At 60.0% G+C, this 22,360-nt stretch carries 18 protein-coding genes; 13 read left to right on the plus strand and 5 right to left on the minus strand.

From position 1 onward, the window contains the following. Positions 1 to 8: 8 nt before the first annotated feature. Positions 9 to 1,964 (minus strand): choline transporter BetT, encoded by a 1,956-nt coding sequence (betT, locus tag AB7M26_RS04065; protein ID WP_185022179.1) that lies wholly within the window; start codon positions 1,962 to 1,964, stop codon positions 9 to 11. A 424-nt stretch (positions 1,965 to 2,388) separates the two neighbouring features. Next, a complete protein-coding gene (gene epsC / locus AB7M26_RS04070) occupies positions 2,389 to 3,315 on the minus strand; it encodes a serine O-acetyltransferase EpsC (RefSeq protein WP_123498320.1) in 927 nt (308 codons plus the stop codon). Between the two features lie 190 nt (positions 3,316 to 3,505). On the opposite strand from epsC, the gene AB7M26_RS04075 reads away from it, so the two are divergent. From AB7M26_RS04075 to AB7M26_RS04135, 13 genes are all read left to right on the plus strand, one after another. After that, complete coding sequence (locus tag AB7M26_RS04075; RefSeq protein WP_123498318.1) at positions 3,506 to 4,498, plus strand: D-cysteine desulfhydrase; 993 nt, start codon at positions 3,506 to 3,508, stop codon at positions 4,496 to 4,498. A gap of 299 nt (positions 4,499 to 4,797) precedes the next feature. Then, a complete protein-coding gene (tcyJ, locus tag AB7M26_RS04080) occupies positions 4,798 to 5,592 on the plus strand; it encodes a cystine ABC transporter substrate-binding protein (protein WP_123498316.1) in 795 nt (264 codons plus the stop codon). Next, positions 5,592 to 6,257 carry a cystine ABC transporter permease gene (gene tcyL / locus AB7M26_RS04085; RefSeq protein WP_007903115.1) on the plus strand — a complete coding sequence of 222 codons (666 nt, stop codon included), beginning with the start codon at positions 5,592 to 5,594 and terminating at the stop codon, positions 6,255 to 6,257. The genes tcyJ and tcyL overlap by 1 nt, the downstream gene beginning before the upstream one ends. A gap of 4 nt (positions 6,258 to 6,261) precedes the next feature. Continuing rightward, the gene (gene tcyN / locus AB7M26_RS04090; protein WP_008068688.1) at positions 6,262 to 7,011 is read left to right on the plus strand and encodes an L-cystine ABC transporter ATP-binding protein TcyN; all 750 of its coding nucleotides are present in this window, start codon (positions 6,262 to 6,264) and stop codon (positions 7,009 to 7,011) included. 504 nt (positions 7,012 to 7,515) lie between these two features. Next, a complete protein-coding gene (locus AB7M26_RS04095; RefSeq protein WP_123498314.1) occupies positions 7,516 to 8,280 on the plus strand; it encodes a hypothetical protein in 765 nt (254 codons plus the stop codon). A gap of 406 nt (positions 8,281 to 8,686) precedes the next feature. Beyond that, positions 8,687 to 9,928 (plus strand): SfnB family sulfur acquisition oxidoreductase, encoded by a 1,242-nt coding sequence (locus AB7M26_RS04100; protein WP_218396861.1) that lies wholly within the window; start codon positions 8,687 to 8,689, stop codon positions 9,926 to 9,928. A 38-nt stretch (positions 9,929 to 9,966) separates the two neighbouring features. Further along, positions 9,967 to 11,160 (plus strand): SfnB family sulfur acquisition oxidoreductase, encoded by a 1,194-nt coding sequence (locus AB7M26_RS04105; protein WP_429388013.1) that lies wholly within the window; start codon positions 9,967 to 9,969, stop codon positions 11,158 to 11,160. Beyond that, positions 11,160 to 12,518, plus strand: a complete 1,359-nt coding sequence (locus AB7M26_RS04110; protein WP_123498307.1) for an LLM class flavin-dependent oxidoreductase — start codon at positions 11,160 to 11,162, stop codon at positions 12,516 to 12,518. Before AB7M26_RS04105 ends, AB7M26_RS04110 begins: the two co-directional genes overlap by 1 nt. A gap of 127 nt (positions 12,519 to 12,645) precedes the next feature. Then, positions 12,646 to 13,455: a MetQ/NlpA family ABC transporter substrate-binding protein gene (locus AB7M26_RS04115; RefSeq protein ID WP_429375715.1), complete on the plus strand. Its 810-nt coding sequence runs from the start codon at positions 12,646 to 12,648 to the stop codon at positions 13,453 to 13,455. A gap of 2 nt (positions 13,456 to 13,457) precedes the next feature. Continuing rightward, complete coding sequence (locus tag AB7M26_RS04120; protein ID WP_429388018.1) at positions 13,458 to 14,579, plus strand: methionine ABC transporter ATP-binding protein; 1,122 nt, start codon at positions 13,458 to 13,460, stop codon at positions 14,577 to 14,579. Further along, complete coding sequence (locus AB7M26_RS04125; RefSeq protein WP_429375717.1) at positions 14,569 to 15,213, plus strand: methionine ABC transporter permease; 645 nt, start codon at positions 14,569 to 14,571, stop codon at positions 15,211 to 15,213. Before AB7M26_RS04120 ends, AB7M26_RS04125 begins: the two co-directional genes overlap by 11 nt. Before the next feature lie 559 nt (positions 15,214 to 15,772). Further along, positions 15,773 to 16,129: a DUF6124 family protein gene (locus AB7M26_RS04130; protein ID WP_218396851.1), complete on the plus strand. Its 357-nt coding sequence runs from the start codon at positions 15,773 to 15,775 to the stop codon at positions 16,127 to 16,129. Between the two features lie 196 nt (positions 16,130 to 16,325). After that, on the plus strand, positions 16,326 to 16,955 hold the full coding sequence (locus AB7M26_RS04135; protein ID WP_429388022.1) for a class I SAM-dependent methyltransferase: 630 nt from the start codon (positions 16,326 to 16,328) through the stop codon (positions 16,953 to 16,955). A 102-nt stretch (positions 16,956 to 17,057) separates the two neighbouring features. On the opposite strand, the gene AB7M26_RS04140 is transcribed toward AB7M26_RS04135, so the two are convergent. From AB7M26_RS04140 to AB7M26_RS04150, 3 genes are read right to left on the minus strand one after another with little or no spacing between them, the layout of a single operon-like run. Next, positions 17,058 to 20,111 carry an efflux RND transporter permease subunit gene (locus AB7M26_RS04140; RefSeq protein WP_429388025.1) on the minus strand — a complete coding sequence of 1,018 codons (3,054 nt, stop codon included), beginning with the start codon at positions 20,109 to 20,111 and terminating at the stop codon, positions 17,058 to 17,060. Beyond that, positions 20,108 to 21,175 carry an efflux RND transporter periplasmic adaptor subunit gene (locus AB7M26_RS04145; protein WP_429388028.1) on the minus strand — a complete coding sequence of 356 codons (1,068 nt, stop codon included), beginning with the start codon at positions 21,173 to 21,175 and terminating at the stop codon, positions 20,108 to 20,110. Before AB7M26_RS04145 ends, AB7M26_RS04140 begins: the two co-directional genes overlap by 4 nt. Beyond that, a complete protein-coding gene (locus tag AB7M26_RS04150; RefSeq protein ID WP_429388031.1) occupies positions 21,172 to 22,275 on the minus strand; it encodes an efflux RND transporter periplasmic adaptor subunit in 1,104 nt (367 codons plus the stop codon). Before AB7M26_RS04150 ends, AB7M26_RS04145 begins: the two co-directional genes overlap by 4 nt. Positions 22,276 to 22,360: the final 85 nt, after the last annotated feature.

Consider the following 22,360-nt stretch of genomic DNA (forward strand, 5'->3'; position numbering starts at 1 on the left):
CTTTTCAATCAACGCACCAGGTGCAGGAACTGCATGTGCCGCTCGTACTGGTCGAGGATATCGTTGATGACCTGCTCCTTGGTGTAGCCCACCAGATCGTAATCCTGACTGCCCTCTCTCAAATGCACTTCGGCGCGGTGGTAACGACGGTTGTTGAGTTGCTTGGAACCCATGCCGCCACGGGCGAACGATGGCGTGAAGTACCCGCGCATCTGCACCTGATAGATGAACGGATGCAGTTCGCCGTGACCGATCTCCAGGCTGACGTTGTCATTGGCCGGATCGGGCTGAGTGACCACGTGCAAGCCCTTCTCGACGAACACTGCCGTCACTTCTTCAATCGCCGGACGCACCGTCGTATCGAGGAAGCGATAGACCTCATCGCGCGACGGGAAATGCACCGCCTGACTCAAGCGCTGACGCCAACCTCCGCGTCGCGAGCCGGACACCGGCGCGAGGGAATGCAGTTGCGCGATCTGCTTCTGCGATTCCAGATAAAACGCCTTGTGCAGCCCCCACATCATCAGCAGCAAAATCAACGAGAACGGCAATGAGGTCAGCACCACCGCTGACTTCAAGGCGTCGATGCTGCCGGAGAACAACAGCGCGCTGGTCACCAGCGCCGTCATCGCGCCCCAGAACACTCGCAGCCATTTCGGCCCGTCTTCATCCGGGTTACCGCCCTTGGCGGACAACGTCGACAACACCACAGTGCCGGAGTCGGCGGACGTCACGAAAAATACGAAACTGATGAACACCGTGACCGCAATCACGGTTTTGCTCCACGGGTAGGTTTCCAGCAGCAGGTACAGGGTCATCGACGGGTTGTCGATGGCCGACATCCCGAGCGCGCTCATGCCGTGGTTGAGGACCTGATCGATGGCGCTGTTGCCGAAGATCGACATCCACGCCAGGGTGAAACCAAGCGGAATCAACAGCACGCCGAAGACGAATTCACGGATGGTCCGGCCACGGGAAATCCGCGCGATAAACAGGCCCACGAACGGCGACCATGCAATCCACCAGGCCCAGTAGAACACCGTCCAGCCGCCCAGCCAGTCGCTGGGTTTGTCATAGGCGTAGAGGTCGAAACTCTTCATCGGCAAGGCGCCGAGGTAATCGCCGATGTTCTGGATCAGTGTGTTGAGCAAGTGCTGGGTGGGGCCAGCGAACAACACGAACAGCAGCAGCGCACAGGCCAGCAGCATGTTGATGTCGGACATCACCCGCACGCCTTTATCGACGCCGGACACCGCGACGATGATCGCCGCGCCCATCATCAGCGTGATCAGGCCGACCTGAATCCACTGGGTGTGGGCGATGCCGAACAGGTAGTCAAGCCCTGAGTTGAGGTGCAAAACACCAAAGCCCATATCGGCGCCGAGGCCGAACACCGTGGCAATGATGCCGAAGCCGTCCACCGCGTAGCCGATCGGGCCGTTAATGCGCTTGCCGATCAGCGGGTACAGCGCCGAACGCAGAGCCAGCGGCAGGTTATGTCGATAGGCGAAATAGGCCAGCGCCATGCCGACGAAGGCGAACACGCCCCAACCGTGCAGGCCCCAGTGCAGAAACAGAATCTGCATCGCCTGACGCGCCGCATCCGCCGTGCCGGCTTCACCTTGCGGCGGTTGCGCCAGGTGCGTCAGCGGTTCGGACACGCAAAAGAAAAACAGCGTGATGCTGATCCCGGCGGCAAACAGCATGCCGGCCCAGGACAGGTAGCTGAATTCGGGCTCGTCGTGGTCGGCACCGAGCTTGATCTTGCCGTAGCCAGACAAGGCGGTGACCACCACGAAGACCAGATACAGCGTCATCGCGAGCATGTAGTACCAGCCGACCGTATTGGCCGCCCAGTTTTGCGCTTCCAGAAGCCAGGCACCGGCCTGTTCGGGTATCGCCATGACCACGACGGCGAACAACAAAATAAAGGTCGCCGCGAAATAAAACACCGGCGGATTCATGCGGACCTGGCCGCTTGCGGGGGTAGACGATGCACTCATGAAAAGTGCACCTCAAGGGGGTGAAACAGGGCAATCAAAAACGGACTCGGCAAAGGCAAGCCTCCTGTTGTGAGCGGGCAGCAAACCGGCGGTTTAACTTGAATGAGCGTTCAAGTTAAACATGGATAGGGGGCTAAGGACTAATCGCAGGGCTCGGCGGTAGTTTTCATACGCTAGCTCAAGGAAGGGTATGACGCGGGGTTTGCGGGATTCGTTCGGCGGGAAATTAGCTAAATGCCATTATTTCGGCCTGACCTGAAACCATCGCGGGCAAGCCCGCTCCCACAGGGTTTCGTGTCGGTCACGGAATTGCCGTTCAACACAAAACCTGTGGGAGCGGGCTTGCCCGCGATGGCGTCAGAAAGACCACTGGAGATTTTGGCCCCTACTTCTGCGTCCCATCATCATGCTGCAGATTCGCCTGGCTGAGGTTGCACCCCGCCGGCACACTGCGGGTCAGCCAGACGTTGCCGCCGATGGTCGAGCCTTTGCCGATGGTGATGCGCCCCAGAATCGTCGCGCCGGCATAGATCACCACATCGTCCTCGACGATCGGATGCCGTGGGTGGCCCTTCTGCAACTGGCCGTCTTCGTCCGCCGGGAAGCGCTTGGCGCCCAAGGTCACCGCCTGGTAAATCCGCACGCGCTCGCCAATGATCGCGGTCTCGCCGATCACCACACCCGTCCCGTGATCGATGAAGAAACTGCGACCGATCTGCGCACCCGGATGGATGTCGATGCCGGTGGCCGAGTGGGCGATTTCCGCGCTGATCCGCGCCAGCAGCGGCAAGCCGGCGCGATACAGATGATGGGCCAGACGATGGTGAATCACCGCCAGAATTCCCGGATAGCAGAGCAACACTTCATCGACACTGCGAGCCGCCGGGTCGCCGTGATAGGCCGCCAGCACGTCGGTGTCCAACAGAGTGCGCAGCCCCGGCAAAGCGAGAGCGAAATCTTGAATGATCTGGATGGTTTTGGCTTCGACTTCAGTGTCGGCCTGGTCACTGTGGCGCGCGGCGTAACGCAGTTCGAGCCGCGCCTGAGCCAGCAACGCGTTCAATGCCACGTCGAGTGTGTGACCGACGTAAAAGTCTTCACTCTCCTCGCGCAAATCCACCGGGCCCAGACGCATCGGGAACAGCGCACCGCACAAGGCTTCGAGAATATCCGCCATGGCCGCTCGGGACGGCAACTCGCGACCGCCCTGCTCGCCGCTGGCACGGCCGTTTTGTGCGCGCCACTGCTCGCGCGCCGTACGCAGTTGGCTGACGATGGTCTGCAATTGCCAATGGCTGGAACGCTCGCTCACGGTAAAAACTCCTCACGGGCGGCCGGACTGTCTGGCCGCATTAACCGCGATTACTTTACGGCAACGGCTTGCAGCCGAATTAAGAACCAATAGTGCTGGGCTCAATACTTTTGGCTATAAGCGATTGGCAGTTGCCCCACTAAATACCCGTGCCTATAGTCCTGACATCTTCCTCCGCCAGTACGGACCCATGATCAAACAACAGCTTGCCCGCTTTAACCGCCTCGACCTGCTCGGTCATCCTACTCCCCTGGAAAAACTCGAACGCCTGTCGACCTGGCTGGGCCGCGATGTGTACGTCAAACGCGATGACCTGACGCCATTGGCACTGGGCGGCAATAAGCTACGCAAACTCGAATACCTGGCTGCCGATGCCCTGGCCCAAGGCGCTGATACCCTGATCACTGCTGGCGCGATCCAGTCCAACCACGTGCGCCAGACCACTGCCATTGCGGCCAAGCTTGGCCTGGGCTGCGTGGCCCTGCTGGAAAATCCGCTGGGCACCGACGACAGCAACTATGTCGGCAACGGCAATCGGCTGTTGCTGGACCTGTTCGATGCCAAGGTCGAGCTGGTGGAAAACCTCGACAACGCCGACGAGCAATTGGAAGCGCTGGCCGGGCGTCTGCGCAGCAACGGTAAAAAGCCGTATCTGGTGCCGATTGGTGGCTCGAATGCATTGGGCGCTTTGGGTTATGTCCGTGCCGGCCTGGAGCTGGCCGAACAGATCAAGGACACCGGGCTGCAATTCGCCGCGGTGGTGCTGGCGTCCGGCAGTGCTGGCACCCACAGCGGCCTGGCGCTGGCCTTGAGCGAAGCACTGCCGGATTTGCCAGTGATTGGCGTGACTGTTTCCCGTAGCGATGAAGATCAACGACCGAAAGTCCAGGGCCTCGCCGAGCGCACGGCCGAGCTGCTGGGCGTGGGCCTGCCGGCGAATTTCAAAATCGATTTGTGGGACGAATATTTCGGCCCGCGTTATGGCGAGCCGAATGCCGGGACACTGTCGGCGCTGAAGCTGCTGGCGAGCCAGGAAGGGTTGTTGCTGGATCCGGTGTACACCGGCAAGGCCATGGCCGGTTTGCTCGACGGCATCGGGCGCCAGCGCTTCAATGACGGCCCGATCATCTTCCTGCACACCGGTGGGGCTCCGGCACTGTTTGCCTACAAAGACTTTCTGTAAATGATCGTTCCCACGCTCTGCGTGGGAAGGCAGCCCGTGACGCTCCGCGTCACTGGACGTGGAGCGTCCCTAGAGGCATTCCCACGCAGGAGCGTGGGAACGATCACTTAGCCAAGAAAAGAATAACAAACTCAATATTTAGTATTTTCCTATCTAAAGGCAACATCATATAGTCACGCCGCAGGCGAATTTGCAGCAAGACGCATAAGCTGCTTTAGGGCAGGATATCGCAGTCGTTCAAATCCCGAATTTGCCAACTTTCCTTAAGCGTCTTCCATAAGAAAACACAGGGGCTTGTCATGAATTTTTCCGCATTACGTCGAAATCTGCTGGTGGGTTCGCTGGGCCTGGCGCTGAGCGCCGGCCTGCTCGGGCAGGCAGTGGCTGGTGAGCAACTGCAAAAAATCAAGGACGCAGGCGTGATCAACGTCGGTCTGGAAGGCACTTATCCACCGTTCAGCTTCGTCGATGCCGACGGCAAACTGAGCGGCTTCGAAGTCGAGTTCTCCGAAGCCTTGGCCAAAGAGCTGGGCGTGAAGGTCAAACTGCAGCCGACCAAATGGGAAGGCATCCTCGCTGCGTTGGAATCCAAGCGTCTGGACGCGGTGATCAACCAGGTGACCATCACCGAAGAGCGCAAGAAGAAGTACGACTTCTCCACGCCTTACACCGTTTCCGGGATTCAGGCGCTGACCCTGACCAAAAACAAAGACACCATCAAGACCGCCGCCGATCTGGCCGGCAAGAAAGTCGGCGTGGGCTTGGGCACCAACTACGAGCAGTGGGTGAAAGAGAATGTGCCTAAGGCTGACATCCGCACCTACGAAGATGATCCGACCAAGTTCCAGGATCTGCGCGTCGGCCGCATCGACGCCATTCTGATCGACCGCCTGGCCGCGCTGGAATATGCCAGGAAGGCCAAGGACACTGCCGCCGCCGGCGAAGCGTTCTCCCGCCAGGAAGCCGGTATTGCCCTGCGCAAAGGCGAGCCTGAGCTGCTGGCCGCGGTGAACAAAGCCATCGACAAGCTGCGTGCCGACGGTACGCTGAAAAAGCTGTCGGAAAAATACTTCAGCGCTGACGTCACTCAATAATGGGAGAAGCTTTCCAACTTGCGCTGGACTCCGCGCCCTTTCTGCTCAAGGGCGCGTACTACACGGTCATCCTGAGCCTGGGCGGAATGTTCTTCGGCCTGCTGATGGGCTTCGGCCTGGCGTTGATGCGGCTGTCGCGCTTCAAACTGGTGAGCTGGATCGCCCGCATCTATGTGTCGTTCTTTCGCGGCACGCCGTTGCTGGTGCAACTGTTCGTGATCTATTACGGCTTGCCGCAACTGGGCATCGAACTTGATCCATTGCCAGCGGCCCTGATCGGCTTCTCGCTGAACATGGCCGCCTACGCCTGCGAAATCCTGCGTGCCGCCATCAGCTCCATCGAGCGCGGCCAATGGGAAGCTGCCGCCAGTATCGGCATGACCCGCGCGCAAACCCTGCGCCGGGCCATCCTGCCGCAAGCGGCGCGCACGGCCTTGCCACCCTTGGGCAACAGCTTTATCTCGCTGGTCAAGGACACGGCGCTGGCAGCCACCATTCAGGTGCCGGAGCTGTTCCGTCAGGCACAGCTGATTACCGCTCGCACCTTCGAAATTTTCACCATGTATCTTGCCGCTGCGCTGATCTACTGGGTTCTGGCGACTGTACTGTCGCACCTGCAGAACCAGTTGGAAGCGCGGGTCAATCGGCACGACCAGGAGTCCTGACCCAATGATTGTCGTGGAAAAACTGACAAAGCAGTTCAAGGGTCAGGTGGTGCTCAACGGCATCGATCTGCAGGTGAAGGAAGGCGAGGTGGTGGCGATCATCGGCCCCAGCGGCTCGGGCAAGACCACCTTCCTGCGTTGCCTGAACTTTCTCGAGGAGCCTAGCAGCGGCCGGATCAAGGTCGGCGACATCGAGATCGATGGCAGCCGCCCCCTGAACCAGCAGCAGAGCCTGGTACGGCGCTTGCGCCAGCACGTGGGTTTTGTGTTCCAGAACTTCAACCTGTTCCCCCATCGCACGGCCCTGGAGAACGTGATCGAAGGCCCGTTGGTGGTGAAAAAGATCCCGCGCGCCGAAGCCGTTGCCCTGGGTAAAAAGCTGTTGGCCAAGGTCGGCCTGGCGGGCAAGGAAGACGCTTACCCGCGACGCCTCTCTGGCGGTCAGCAACAGCGTGTGGCGATTGCCCGGGCGTTGGCGATGGAACCGGAAGTGATCCTGTTCGATGAACCGACCTCGGCGCTGGACCCGGAACTGGTGGGTGAAGTGTTGGCGACTATCCGTGGCCTGGCCGAGGAGAAACGCACCATGGTGATCGTTACCCACGAAATGGGCTTTGCCCGGGACGTGGCCAACCGTGTGGTGTTTTTCGACAAGGGTGTGATCGTCGAACAAGGCGAAGCCAAGGCACTGTTTGCCAACCCGAAAGAGGAACGGACGAAACAGTTTCTCAGCAAGTTTCTTAATAACGCTTAGTGCTGCCCCACTCGAAAATTGTCAACTTCCATGGATGGAAGTGACATTAACTCCACCTTATAAAAGCAAATAGCATCTTTCAACGACTTACACCATTCGCCCCCACCCCAAATAACTTCCCGGCCTCCCATGCGGTACATATATATGTCCTGCAACAGATTCATATCGCCTAAAATTTACAAAATACCCTGCTACCCACGCTCAGAGGGTTGCTGCCTAAGAGGCATAAAACCCACCAAATACCCCACTTTATTCGACAGAGTGATGCGGTTTATTAACCCTACTGCGTAGGAGCTTTCTGAATCACGCAAGAACTAACCTTTAACCAACCCACGCTATTGACACCTATTCAAACGCACTCTTATCTAGTTCCCAACAGGCAACAGCCATCACACTCATTATTATTTAATCGCGCCAATAGCGAATCGTTTTGTTGCTTGGTAATTCACGCCTTTCGATCTTTCAGAAATGGACTTCGCGGCAAAGCCTCAAGGAGAGAAACCCATGACCAGCACTTCCAACAAACCTGAACTTGCAGCCCCGACCCTGGCGCAAAGCCACAAGGCCGGTATCAACATCACCTCGGCCGCTCATCTTATGATCGACGTGCCACCCTACCCCGGCATGGATGAAGGCGATCTGATCGAGCTGTTTTGGGACAACTGCTATGTCGCCTCCAGCGTGTTGGGGGCCGACCATGACAGTAAAGCCGTGAGCCTGCGGGTGCCGGAAAGCTTCATTGCCAATGGTTCTGCCCGCGTCCATTACAAGGTCATGCAGGTGGGGCAAGGGCCAGCGGTATCACCGGCGGCGCGCGTCCAGATCAAACTCGATTGCCCGGGCGGCCTGCCCTCGCCCCTTTGCGATGAGGAAAACCAGAGCCTGGCGCCGGTGTTTATCCCCGAGACCATTCGCCGTCAGGGGGTCAATCCGAACCAGGTCAAGCGCGGTGTCCCGGTGACCATCGAACCGTACCTGAACATGGCCGCCGAAGACGAAATCACCTTGCGCTGGGGCGACGTGCGCATGGACCTGCCCAAGCTCAAGGCTTGCGATGTGGGTCAGCCGATTCAGGTGTGGGTGCCCCCGGCGATCATTGTCGAAGCCGGCGAAGACCTTCGACTGGAAGTGACCTACTGCATCCTCGACCGCGTGGGAAACAACTCGCGGTGGGCACCGGCCCGCACACTGAAGATCGGTTGCGCCAATCCCTACCTGAAAGTGCCGCCGAAAGAAGCGCTCATGGCTGCTGAATCCCGAAAGAAGTGAAGCCCCTGTAGCAACACTCCTGCTGGGTCATGACAGCTCTTTGTGGCGAGGGAGCTTGCTCCCGCTGGGGTGCGAAGCGCCCCTGAAACCGACAAACGCGTTCTTTCAAATTGAACCCCGTTAACGATTTTTGCGACTGCTGCGCAGCCGAGCGGGAGCAAGCTCCCTCGCCACAGGGGCTCCGACCACTTGGGCGAAGTCACCCTTCTATGCATATTCCTAAAAGTTAGTTCATTAATTATTTATACACGTTTAGGGTATATACACCGGACCACCGGACATTCGTGTTTTTCGTTCGCCGCAACCCATGCGGCGCTTTCATGAGATGTGAGGTAGGTATGGTCCGGAACACAATCACCCCAGTGCAAATCGCCAGGGCATTGCGTGCAGCCAAGGAGCGGCACTGATGTCCAGTCTGGCAGACGCAGTAATCCAGAGTGATCTGGACATCGCCCCATTGTTGTTGCCCGCGCAGGTCTTGCGCAACGACGCACAAGCCATCAAGGCGGCCCATGAGCTGGCGCAAGTCGCCCGCCTGCAAGCAGCCAAACGTGACCAGCAACGCAAGTTGCCGTGGTCGGAAATAGAGCAGTTCACCCGCAGCGGTCTGGGCAGTATTTCCATCCCGCGAGAATATGGTGGCCCGCAGGTTTCATTCGTCACCCTGGCCTCGGTGTTCGCGATCATTTCCGCGGCCGACCCGGCGTTGGGGCAGATCCCGCAGAACCAGTTCGGGATTCTCAACCTGATACTCGGCGCCGCCACCGAGTCGCAGAAAAAGCAGCTGTTCAAAAGCGTGCTCGAAGGCTGGCGAATCGGTAACGCAGGGCCGGAGCGCGGAACCAAAAACACCCTGGAGCTCAAGGCGCGGATCAGCGCCGACGGCGATGGCTTCGTCATCAACGGGCAGAAGTTCTATTCCACCGGCGCATTGTTCGCCCACTGGGTGGCCGTCAAAGCGCTGAACGACGACGGCAAGCAAGTGCTGGCCTTCGTCCGTCGTGGTACCCCGGGGTTGCGCATCGTTGATGACTGGTCGGGTTTCGGCCAGCGCACCACCGCCAGCGGCACCCTTTTGCTCAACAACGTGCGGGTCGACGCCGAGCTGGTGGTGGATAACTGGAAGATCAACGACAGCCCGAATACTCAAGGCGCCGTGTCGCAGTTGATTCAAGCAGCCATCGACGCCGGCATTGCTCGGGGCGCCATCGATGACGCCATCGAATTCGTGCAAAAACGCGCACGGCCGTGGATCGACGCCAAGGTCGACCGGGCCAGCGACGACCTCTATGTGATCGCCGACATCGGCAAGCTGAAAATCGAACTGCACGCCGCCGAAGCGTTGTTGCGCAAGGCCGGGCAAGTACTCGATCAGGTCAACGCCGCGCCGCTCACCGCCGAGTCCGCTGCACGCGCCTCGATCGCCGTGGCTGAAGCCAAAGTGCTGACCACCGAGATCTCGCTGCTGGCCAGCGAAAAGCTCTTCGAACTGGCCGGCAGCCGCGCCACCCTCGCCGAATTCAACCTCGACCGCCACTGGCGCAATGCCCGAGTGCACACGCTGCACGACCCGGTGCGCTGGAAGTATCACGCGGTTGGCGCTTACCACCTCAATGGAACCTTGCCTGCGCGGCATTCCTGGATCTGACCACCAGAACCTTTTTGACCAGATCTCTGGAGAAACACATGACTTATTCTCACCACGTCGCGGTCATCACCAGCGATGAGCAAGCCCTGATCGTCGCCAGTGACCTGGCCGACGATTTCAAACGCGACAGCGCCCTGCGCGACCGCGAGCGTCGTTTGCCGTACCCGGAACTGGAAGTGTTTTCCCGTTCGGGTCTTTGGGGCATCAGCGTGCCAAAGGAATACGGTGGCGCCGGGGTTTCCAACGTCACCCTGGCCAAGGTCATCGCGTTGATCGCCCAGGCCGACGGCTCCCTCGGACAAATCCCGCAGAACCATTTCTATGCCCTTGAAGTGCTGCGCGTGAACGGCACCGATGAGCAGAAAAAACGTCTGTACGCCGAAGTGTTGGCCGGCCAGCGCTTCGGCAATGCACTCGCGGAACTGGGCACCAAAACCGCCCATGATCGCGTCACCAGCCTGACTCGCGATGGCAACGGCTACCGCATCAACGGCCGCAAGTTCTACGCCACCGGCGCGATTTATGCCCAGCGCATCCCCACGTCAGTGGTGGACGAAAACGGCGTGCAGCAATTGGCCTTCGTCCCGCGCAATAGCAAAGGGCTGACGGTGATCGACGACTGGAGCGGTTTCGGCCAGCGCACCACCGGCAGCGGTTCGGTGGTGTTCGAGGACGTCTACGTCGCCGCCGAGGACGTGATCCCGTTTCAAAGTGCTTTCGAGCGCCCGACCACCGTCGGCCCGCTGGCGCAGATTCTCCATGCCGCCATCGACACCGGCATCGCCCGCGCCGCGTATGAAGATGCGCTGCATTTTGTGCGCACCAAGACCCGGCCGTGGATCGACGCCACTCATGAAAAAGCCACCGAAGACCCGCTGACCATCAAGAGCTTCGGCCACTTGAGTATCCGTCTGCACGCCACCGAAGCCCTGCTGGAACGCTCCGGCGAATTCCTCGATCAGGCCCAGGCCGACACCAATGCCGAGACCGTCGCCGCCGCATCGATTGCCGTTGCCGAAGCCCGGGCCATCAGCACCGAAATTTCCCTCGCCGCCGGCAGCACGCTGTTCGAACTGGCGGGCAGCCAGGCGACCCTGGCCGAACACGGCCTGGATCGCCACTGGCGCAATGCCCGGGTGCACACCCTGCACGACCCGGTGCGCTGGAAATATCACGCCATCGGCAATTACTACCTCAACGATGAAAACCCTCCATTGCGAGGGACCATTTGATGGCTGATGCCAAAAAGAAAATCCTGCTCAATGCGTTCAACATGAACTGCATCGGGCACATCAACCATGGCCTGTGGACGCATCCACGGGACAATTCCACCCAATATAAAACTATCGAGTACTGGACCGAATTGGCTCAGTTGCTGGAACGCGGACTGTTCGACGGTCTGTTCATCGCCGACATCGTCGGCGTGTACGACGTCTATCAAAACTCGGTGGACGTGCCGCTCAAAGAGTCGATCCAGTTGCCGGTCAACGACCCGCTGCTGCTGGTCTCGGCCATGGCAGCGGTCACCAGAAACCTCGGCTTCGGCCTCACTGCCAACCTGACCTACGAACCGCCGTATCTGTTCGCCCGGCGTATGTCGACGCTTGATCATTTGAGCCGTGGACGGGTCGGCTGGAACATTGTCACCGGCTATCTGGACAGCGCCGCCAAAGCCATGGGCCTGAGCGAGCAGGTGGAACACGACCGCCGCTACGACCAGGCCGACGAGTACCTGCAAGTGCTCTACAAACTCTGGGAAGGCAGCTGGGAAAACGGCGCGGTGCTCAACGACCGAGAGCAACGGATCTACGCCCAGCCGGACAAAGTGCACAAGGTCGAGCACAAGGGCGAGTTCTATCAGGTCGAGGGCTATCACCTCTGCGAACCGTCGCCGCAACGCACGCCAGTGCTGTTCCAGGCCGGCAGTTCCGATCGCGGTTTGCTGTTCGCCGGTCGGCATGCCGAGTGCGTGTTCATCAGCGGTCAGAACAAACCGGCGACCCGGGTTCAAGTGGACAAGGTGCGCGCCAGCGCCGTCGAGGCCGGGCGCAATCCCTGGGACATCAAGGTGTTCATGGGCTTGAACGTGATCGTTGGCGAGACAGAAGAGCTGGCCTGGGCCAAGCACGCCGAGTACCTGAGCTACGCCAGTGCCGAGGCCGGTGTGGCGCATTTTTCGGCGTCCACCGGGATCGATTTTTCCGAGTACGAACTCGACGAACCAATCCAGTACGTGAAAAGCAACGCCATCCAGTCCGCCACCAAGAACCTGCAAAACAACGACTGGACCCGCCGCAAACTGCTGGAACAACACGCCCTCGGTGGTCGCTACATCACCGTGGTCGGCTCGCCGCAGCAGGTGGCGGATGAGCTGGAATCGTGGATCGCCGAAACCGGTCTGGATGGCTTCAACCTGACACGGATCGTCACCCCGGAAAGCTATGTGGACTTCATTGAGCTAGTGATTCCGGAGTTGCAACGCAGAGGGTCGTACAAGACCGCTTACGACGACGGCAGCCTGCGGGAAAAGCTGTTTCACGAAGGGGCGCATTTGCCTGAACAACATACGGGCTCGTCTTTTCGCCGCTAAAAGCATCGCGGGCAAGCCCGCTCCCACAGGCTCTCGGGCATTCACACAATCCCTGTGGGAGCGGGCTTGCCCGCGATGAGGCCCGAACACACACCAAAAATTTAATGCACTGACTGGAAACCCCATCATGAAAAAGACCTACCTCTCCCACCCAGTCAAAGCACTGGCCCTGGCCCTCGGCCTCTTCAGCTCTCTCACCTTCGCCGCCGACGCACCACTGAAAGTCGGCACCACCGCCGCCTTCGCCATTCCCCTGGAAGCAGCAGTAGAAGAAGCCAACAAACAAGGCCTGAAAGTCGAACTGGTGGAGTTCAGCGACTGGATCGCCCCCAACGTCAGCCTCGCCTCGGGCGACATCGACGTGAACTACTTCCAGCACATCCCGTTCCTGGAAAACGCCAAGGCCGCCGCCGGTTTTGACCTGGTGCCGTTCGCCCCGGGGATCATCAACAACGTCGGCCTCTATTCGAAGAAATACAAGAGCTTCGACGAGTTGCCCGAAGGCGCCAGCGTGGCCATCGCCAACGACCCGATCAACAGCGGTCGCGGCCTGCAACTGCTGGCCAAGGCCGGGCTGATCACCCTCAAACCGGGCGTCGGCTACAAGGCCACCGAAGAAGACATCATCGCCAACCCGAAGAAAATCAAAATCCTTCAAGTCGAGGCCGTGCAACTGGTGCGCGCCTACGACGATGCCGATCTGGTTCAGGGTTACCCGGCCTACATTCGCCTGTCGAAGACCTTCGATGCCAGTTCCGCCCTGCTGTTCGATGGCCTCGATCACAAGGAATACGTAATCCAGTTCGTGATCCAGCCGAAAAGCAAAACCGACCCGCGGCTGATCAAATTCGTCGACATCTACCAGCATTCGCCAGCTGTTCGCGCGGCGCTGGATAAAGCCCACGGCAAGCTCTATCAAGCCGGCTGGGAAAGCTGAGCATGACGGCCGCGATCCAACGGCGACTGGAACTTCCGGAGCCACATAACGCCACACAAACCGAACTGCACCCAGACCTCAATCGCGCCCACGTACGTTTCATCGGCCTGGGCAAAACCTACAACGGCCAGCAAGGTCCGGTGGCGGCCTTGCACGGCATCGACCTGGCGATCCAGCGCGGTGAAGTGTTCGGCATCATCGGTCGCAGCGGCGCAGGCAAGTCGTCGCTGATCCGCACCATCAACCGCCTCGAACAACCGAGCAGCGGGCGGGTGCTGATCGATCAGGTGGACATCGGCGAGTTCGATGAAGACCGCTTGGTGGCGCTGCGGCGGCGGATCGGCATGATCTTCCAGCACTTCAATCTGATGTCGGCCAAGACGGTTTGGCAGAACGTCGAATTGCCGCTGAAAGTCGCCGGTGTGCCCAAGGAGACGCGCGAGCAGAAAGTCCGCGAACTGCTGGAATTGGTCGGCCTGCAAGGCAAGCACAAATCTTATCCGGCGCAGCTTTCCGGCGGGCAGAAACAACGCGTCGGCATCGCCCGCGCACTGGTCCATGATCCCGAGATTCTGCTGTGCGACGAGGCGACTTCGGCGCTGGATCCGGAAACCACGCAATCGATCCTCGGCCTGCTGCGCGAGATCAATCAGCGCCTGGGCCTGACCATCGTGCTGATCACCCACGAGATGGCGGTGATCCGCGACATCTGTGATCGGGTCGTGGTGCTGGAACACGGGCGAATCGTCGAGCAAGGGCCGGTCTGGGAAGTCTTTGGCAACCCGCAGCATGAAGTCAGCAAGACCTTGCTCGCGCCACTGCAACACGCTCTGCCGGAAGAACTGCAAAGCCGTTTGCGGGCGCAGCCGCAGTCTTCGGATGCCGCTGTGGTGCTGCGTTTGCAATTCACCGGCAGCACGAGCGAGGAGCCAGACCTGGCGGCGCTGTTCAGCGCCCTCGGTGGCCGCGTGCGCTTGCTGCAAGGGGGCGTGGAACGGATTCAGGGCCATGCACTCGGGCAATTGCTGCTGGCAGTGACTGGTTCGCCCCTCGGAGCCGAGCAATTGCGTCAGCGCGCCGGCCACTGGGCGCAACAGGTGGAGGTGCTGGGTTATGTGGTTTGATCGCTTGCTTCAGGGTTTTATCGACACGTTTTTGATGGTGGGTGTGTCGTCACTGATTGCACTGTTGGCGGGAATTCCGCTGGCGGTGATTCTGGTCACCAGCACCAAAGGCGGGATCTACGCAGCACCGGCGCTGAATCGTGTGTTGGGCGCGTTCGTGAACCTGTTCCGCTCGATTCCGTTTTTGATTTTGATGGTGGCGCTGATTCCGTTTACCCGCCTGATCGTCGGTACCACGTATGGCGTTTGGGCTGCCGTAGTGCCGCTGACCATCGCCGCCACGCCGTTCTTTGCACGCATCGCCGAGGTCAGTTTGCGCGAGGTCGACCATGGGCTGATCGAAGCGGCGCAAGCGATGGGCTGCCGGCGCTGGCATATCGTCTGGCATGTGCTGCTGCCCGAGGCGCTGCCGGGGATTGTCGGGGGTTTCACGATTACGTTGGTGACGATGATCAACTCGTCAGCCATGGCCGGGGCGATTGGGGCTGGTGGGTTGGGGGACATTGCTTATCGGTATGGGTATCAGCGCTTTGATAGTCAGATCATGTTGACGGTGATTGTGTTGCTGGTGGTGTTGGTTGCGGTGATTCAGTTGGGTGGGGACAGATTGGCTCAAGGCCTGAACAAACGCTGAGAATGATCCCTGCCCCCATACTGCGGACAAGAGCTTTTGTGGCGAGGGCGCTTGCTCCCGCTCGATTGCGCAGCAATCGCAAAACCTGCCTACCCGGTTTATCTGACACACCTCATTGAATGGTTTTGGGTCTGCTGCGCAGCCCAGCGGGAGCAAGCTCCCTCGCCACAGAAAAGCTCACTCGCCAGAGGTATTGTCTCTAGCCTCTGGGGAACATTTCGCACAAGAAAATCAGAGTGCCAGCAGGCCCGATCCCTTTCATTTGCAGGACGTTTCCTAGATCATTCCGCTCGCTTGCGCCGACAGAATCTGGTGGCTAGTCTCGGTTCGTCACTGCTCATCAGTGATCGGGTTTAGTCGCCCGGATCTTTCCAGGCGCACAGCGCCACCTCATGTCAGGTGTTTTTCATTGCCTGAAAGTTATGGTGGCTGTGCGCAGGGCACCCTCGGGTGCGCCGGTATTGCCTGGAGACCGGTCGACTAACCTGCGTGCAGCCGCCACCCCTATTCGTTTAGTCGCGATAACGGTTGGCTCCAATTAATTCCAGGAGTTTTACCAATGAAAAAATCCGTACCCGATCCACCTCCCGAAAACCCCACCAACGAAACCGCCACCGACGACCTGCTCAGGGATCGATCGGCGCTCTACCGTGCGATCGATTTCCACCTCACCGGCAAGCAACCCACAGCACCCGATGAATTACGCTTCTACAACGTCAGCAAAGACGTGAGCTTCGAAGACGCCCAGCTTTATGTGGCGGATCTGTTGCGCTGCGCCTCGGTCACGGCGTATCAGTGCGGCGATCAACTCAAGGGGGCCGATCGGGCATTGGTGTTCTCCGTCTGGCATTTGCTGGAGATTGCCAAGGCGATGGTTGATCGGTCCATTGAATGCCTGGGGATGAAACAGAGTTGAGTCTGGCTGAAGTCATTGGTCGCCAGTGATACCGCTTTCGCGAGCAAGCCCGCTCCCACATTCGATCTTCGGTGAACATGGAATTTGTGTTCGACGCGATCCAGTGTGGGAGCGGGCTTGCTCGCGAATGGCTGCGCAGCAGCCCCCGGCGTCATGGCGTATATTCGACGAATCCCAATTACCTGCGCAGCCAACCATGAAACAGACTCCCGACGACCTGGAGCAGATCACTTCCACCACCCTGGGCCATTACAACGCGGTGGCCGAGGACTTCCGTGAAGGCACTCGCGATCACGATGTCAGCCAGAACATCGATGCCCTGTTGCGGCATATCCAGGGTGAGGCGCCGTTCAGCATTCTCGATTTTGGCTGCGGCCCTGGCCGTGATCTGAAAACCTTCACCCGCCTGGGCCACAGCGCCGTCGGGCTCGACGGTTCTGAAAAGCTTGCACAGATGGCCCGGGAGGACAGTGGTTGCGAGGTCTGGCAGCAAGACTTTCTGAAGCTCGACCTGCCGGTCGAACGCTTTGACGGGATATTCGCCAATGCCGTGCTGTTTCACATTCCGAGTCAGGAGTTGCCTCGGGTGCTGAAGGAACTGCGTGGGGCGTTGAAACCGGGCGGTGTGTTGTTCAGCTCCAATCCTCGTGGCGAGAATCAGGAAGGCTGGAACGGGCCGCGTTATGGGGCTTATTACGATCTTCAGGTGTGGCAGCAAATGCTGACTGAAGCGGGGTTTGTGGAGCTTGAGCATTACTACCGGCCAACGGGGCTGCCGCGGGAGCAGCAGCCTTGGTTGGCGAGTGTCTGGCGTAAGCCTGTGTAGCCTGTCAGGACGCCATCGCGGGCAAGCTCCCACAGGGGTTTTGTGAACGCCAGAAATCACTGTGGGAGCGAGCCTGCTCGCGATGAGCGCGAAGCGCTCGCCTCACTGCACCTCTTTCTTCGGCTCGCGAACCTTGTACCAGGCCACGTACAGCGCCGGCAAAAACAGCAGCGTCAGCAGCGTCGCGATGATGATCCCGCCAATCATCGCGTAGGCCATCGGCCCCCAGAACACTTCCCGCGCAATCGGGATCATCCCCAAACTCGCTGCCGCCGCCGTCAACAAAATCGGCCGGCGCCGGTGTTCCGTGGCTTGCACCACCGCGTCCCACGGTGTGTAGCCACTCTTCTCGAAAGAGTCGATCTGGGTCACCAGAATCACCGAGTTGCGGATAATGATGCCAATCAGCGCCAGAATCCCCAGGATGGCCACGAAGCCCATTGGCGTGCCGGTCGGGATCAGCGCCAGCACCACGCCGATCAGGCCCAGCGGCGCGACGCTGGCCACCAGGAACAGCTTCTGCACGCTGTGCAACTGGATCATCAGGAAGGTCGCCATCAAAAACAGCATCAACGGCACGACCTTGGCGATTGGCCCCTGGGCCTTGCCGCTTTCCTCCACCGTACCGCCGGTGGCGACTTTGTAGCCCACCGGCAAACTGGCGGCGAACTTGTCGATGTCCGGCTTTAGCTGTTGCACCAGGTCGGTCGGCTGAATCTCGTCGCGCACCGCGGCCTTGATGGTGATGGTCGGTTTGCGATCACGACGCCACACCAGTGGCTGCTCGAGTTCATAACGCACCGTGGCAAACGCCAGCAGCGGAATCGACGTGCCGCTCGGGGTGACGATCTGCAAGTTCTCCAAGGTTTTCGGACTGCCGCGTTCGGCATCCTCGGCACGGCCCACCACGTTGATCAGGTAGATATCATCATCGACCTGCGTGACCGGCAAGCCGACGACGATGCTGTTCATGAGGTTCGCCACATCCTCCGATGACAGCCCCAGTTGCCGTGCCCGGTCTTGGGCGATGTCGATGCGCAAGACTTTGCCCGGCTCGTTCCAGTCGTAAATGATTTCGCCGATGTGCGAGTTCTTATCCAGCTCGGTGGCCAGGGCAATCGCATGTTTGCGCACCTGATCGATGTCTTTGCCGCTGACCCGGTACTGAATCGGCCGCCCCACCGGCGGGCCCATTTCCAGCGCCTGGACGTAACTGCCGACACCGACGAATTCTTCGCGCAGGCGCTTTTGCAAACGCTCGGTCAGGGCCGTGCGCGATTCCAGGCCTTTGCTGACGATCACCAGTTGCGCGTAGTACGGGTTCTGCAATTGCTGGTCGAGGGGCAGGTAGAAACGGATCGCCCCCTCGCCGATGTAAGTGCTCCAGCGCACGATGTCCGGGTCGTCCTTGAACGTCGCTTCAAGCTTGTCCACCACCTTGCGGGTTTCGTCGATCGAGGCGTTTTGCGGCAGGTTCAGGTCGACGAGAATTTCCGGGCGGTCCGAGGACGGGAAGAACTGGTTCTGCACGAACTGCATGGAAAACACCGAGAGCACAAACAGCGCCACGGTGATGCCGATGGCCCACCAGCGATTGCGCATGGCCCAGAGCAGGCCGCCATTGAACGCCCGACCGATGCGCCCAGGCTCTGCGTCGTGAGGTTTCACATTGGCGCTCAGAATATGCACACCGAGTACCGGGGCGAACAGCACGGCGACGATCCACGACACCAGCATCGCCACTGCGATCACCGCGAACAGCGTGAAGGTGTACTCACCGGCCGAGCTTGCGTTCAAGCCGATCGGCACAAAACCGGCGACGGTGACCAAGGTGCCGGTGAGCATCGGGAATGCGGTCGATGTGTAGGCGAAGGTCGCCGCCTGCTCTTTGGTTTCGCCCATTTCCAGGCGCGTGACCATCATTTCCACGGTGATCATCGCGTCGTCCACCAGCAGGCCGAGGGCGATGATCAGCGCACCGAGGGAGATCCGCTGCATGGTGATGCCGCTGTATTCCATGAAGAGGAAGACCATTGCCAGCACCAATGGAATCGAACACGCCACTACCAGCCCGGCACGCACGCCAAGACTGACGAAGCTGACGATCAGCACGATCACCACGGCTTCGAACAACGCACTGGTGAAACCGCCGACGGCTTCTTCCACTACGTCGGCCTGGTCGGACACGTTGTGCACACCGACGCCCACCGGCAGGTCCGCCGTCAGTTCATCCATGCGCAGGTGCAGTGCCTTGCCGAAGTCCTGAATGTTGCCGCCCTTCTTCATGGCGATCGCCAGGCCGATGGCTGGCTGACCGTTGAAGCGAAACTCCGGGGTCGACGGATCGACATAGCCACGGCTGATGTTGGCGATGTCGGCCAGTCGGTAGAAGCGATCGTTGAGCTTCAGGTTGACGTTGGCCAGGTCTTTCTCAGAGGCAAATTGCCCCGAAGTCCGCACCGAAATCCGCTCCGGACCGGCCTCGATCACCCCCGCCGGCGTTACCGCATTCTGTGATTGCAGGCTCTGCACCACTTGGCGCTGATCGATGCCGAGGGCGGCGAGTTTGCGAGTGGAGAAGTTCAGGTAAAGGACTTCATCCTGCTCGCCGACCATCTCGACCTTGCCCAACCCCGGGACTTCACGGATCTCGGCACGTACCTGTTCCACGTAATCGCGCAACTGGCGCATCGACAGGCCATCGGCGGTAAAGGCATACACCGAACCGAACACGTCGCCGAACTCATCGTTGAAACCCGGCCCTTGCAGGCCCTTCGGGAAGTCACCGCGAATGTCGTTGATCTTCTTGCGCACCTGGTACCAGATTTGCGGGATGTCCTTGGCACTGGTTGTGTCGAGCAGGTTAACGAACACCGTTGATTCGCCGGGGCGGGTGTAGCTTTTCACGTAGTCGAGCGAGTCGAGTTCTTCGAGTTTTTTCTCGATCCGGTCGGTGACCTGCTTGAGGGTCTGTTCCTGGGTAGCGCCGGGCCAGCGAGTCTGGATCACCATGGTTTTGATGGTGAACGAGGGGTCTTCTTCGCGCCCCAGGTTCAGGTACGAAAACACGCCCATCAGCAGCGCGACGAACATCAAATACCAGACAAACGACTGATGCTTGAGGGCCCATTCGGATAAGTTGAAACTCCCTTTCATTGCGGGCTGTCCTCGTCAATTTTCACTTTCTGCCCCGGTTTGAGGCTGTTCACACCCGCGCTGACCACCCGCTCGCCGGTTTTCACGCCGTTGGCCAGGACCACCGTGGCATCGGTCCGGCTGATCAGGCTGACCTCCCTTGGCGAAACGGTTTGCGTCTGTGGATCAACGACCCAGATCCGCAGTTTTCCATCGACCTCCTGCAGCGCACTCACCGGCAGTTCGAGGCGCGGCTTGATCGCGGAGCTGAGGGTCACGCTGATCGCCGTGCCGAGGCGAAAGCCCGGTGGCGTATCGGCCAGGCTCAGGCGGGCGCGACGGGTACGGGTCGCGCTTTGCGCCTGGGGCTCGATTTCGCGCACGATGGCGGTGCTGGTGATGCTCGGGTCCAGTTGTGAGGCGACCTGGAACACCACGTCGGCTGGCAACTGATCAACCAGGGTATCGGGCAGGTCGATCACCGCTTCCTTGATGTCCGGCTGCGCCAGGGTCACTACTTGCTGGCCGGCCGTGACCACTTGCCCGGCTTCGGCGTTCCACGCGGTGACGATGGCTTTGTGATCGGTGCGCAGCTCAACGTAGTTGAGTTGGTCCTTCGCCTGATCGACGGCGGCCCTGGCTTGATCGAGGGACGCCTGGGTGGTTTTCAGGTCGGTCTGGGCGATGTCCAGCTGTGCCTGCGCGCCAACCCCGCGATTGAACAGTTCCTGCTGACGCCGGGCGTTGGCCTGAGCGTTGATGAGCTGCGCCTGAACCCGCGCCAGATCACCCTGGGCGGAGCGCAACTGGTTCTGCTGATCGGTGGGGTCGAGGGTCGCGAGCAACGCGCCCTTCTGCACTTCAGCGCCGACATCGACGTTACGGCTGGCGATACGCCCCGGCACCCGGAAACCGACGTTGCTTTCGTAACGGGCCTGGATGCTGCCGGCAAACCGGCCGAGGTTTTCTTGATTGAGCGCCTTCACTTCCACCGACAACACCGGCCGAACCGGTTCTGGCGGCGCGTCCTCCTTGGAGCAAGCAACCAGTAGTGCAGCAGCGGACAACAGCAACAGGCGCTTCATGGCTGGGCTCCTGTCGCTGGGGGCTGGTAGGTGTTCTCGACAATCTCCACGCGCACGCCCGGATGCAGTAACTGGCCGCCCGCGGTGACGACTTTTTCGCCCCCATTAAGGCCAGCGCTGACAATGACTTTGCCGGTCAGGTAACGGCCGACGGTGACGGTGTGCAACTGCGCCTTGCCCTCGGCATCCACCAGCCACACGGCCGGGTCACTGAGGTTTTTGGTCAGGGCCGCCCAGGGCAATTCCACCGCGGTTTTGCCCACCGGCTTGGCGGTGGCGCTCACCACCGACCCCAGCTGCATGCCCTCGGGAAGGCTGTCGAGGGTGACTTTGACTTGCACTGTGCCAGTCTGCGCCGAGACTGCCGGCGTGACTTCCCGAACGGTGCCCGTGGTCTTGATTTTCGGGTTGTCGAGCAGGCTGACCACAATCGATCTATCCGCCGGTGGCTCAGTCAGCAGTGATTCGTACACGTTGAACACCGCGTCACGCTCGCCGTCCCGGGCCAGGCTGAAAATCGGCACCGTGGCTTGTACCACTTGGCCGACTTCAGCCTGGCGCGCGGTAATCACCCCCGGCGCATCGGCAATCAACGCGGTGTAGCTCAATTGATCACGGGCGTTGGCCAATTGCGCTTGAGCGGCGGTCAGCGCGCTCTGACTGCTGCGCAAGGCGGCTTGGGCGGAGTCGTATTCGCTCTGGCTGGTGTAGCCCTTGGGCAGGAGTTTTTGTTGGCGAACGAAGGCGGCGGCGGTTTGTTTGACCCGCGCCTGTTCGGCAACGACCTGGGCCTGGGCCGAGTCGACGCTGGTTTGCAGGTCCTTGGGATCGAGCTTGGCCAGCACTTGTTTGGCCGAAACCCGGTCACCGACATCGACCATGCGCTGGATGATCTTGCCGCCCACGCGGAACGACAGTTCGGTTTGCACTCGCGCCTGGACGTCGCCGGTGAGTGTCACTGCGGCGGCGTAATCGGTTGGCTTGACCTCTTGCACGAAGACTCGTGGGCGGTCCTTCTCGACGGGCTTTTTATCGCCACAGGCGCTCAGCAGGGCGATGAGGCTCAGGCCAACCATGAATTTCAATCCGGGACCCGCCATGCAGACTCCTTTGCGTTGTACGAACGTGCAAGTGACGATACGACTGTGAGCTTAGAACAGGGTTCAACAGGTGCACGGGTTTGCT

This window comes from Pseudomonas sp. F-14 TE3482 (assembly GCF_053629455.1).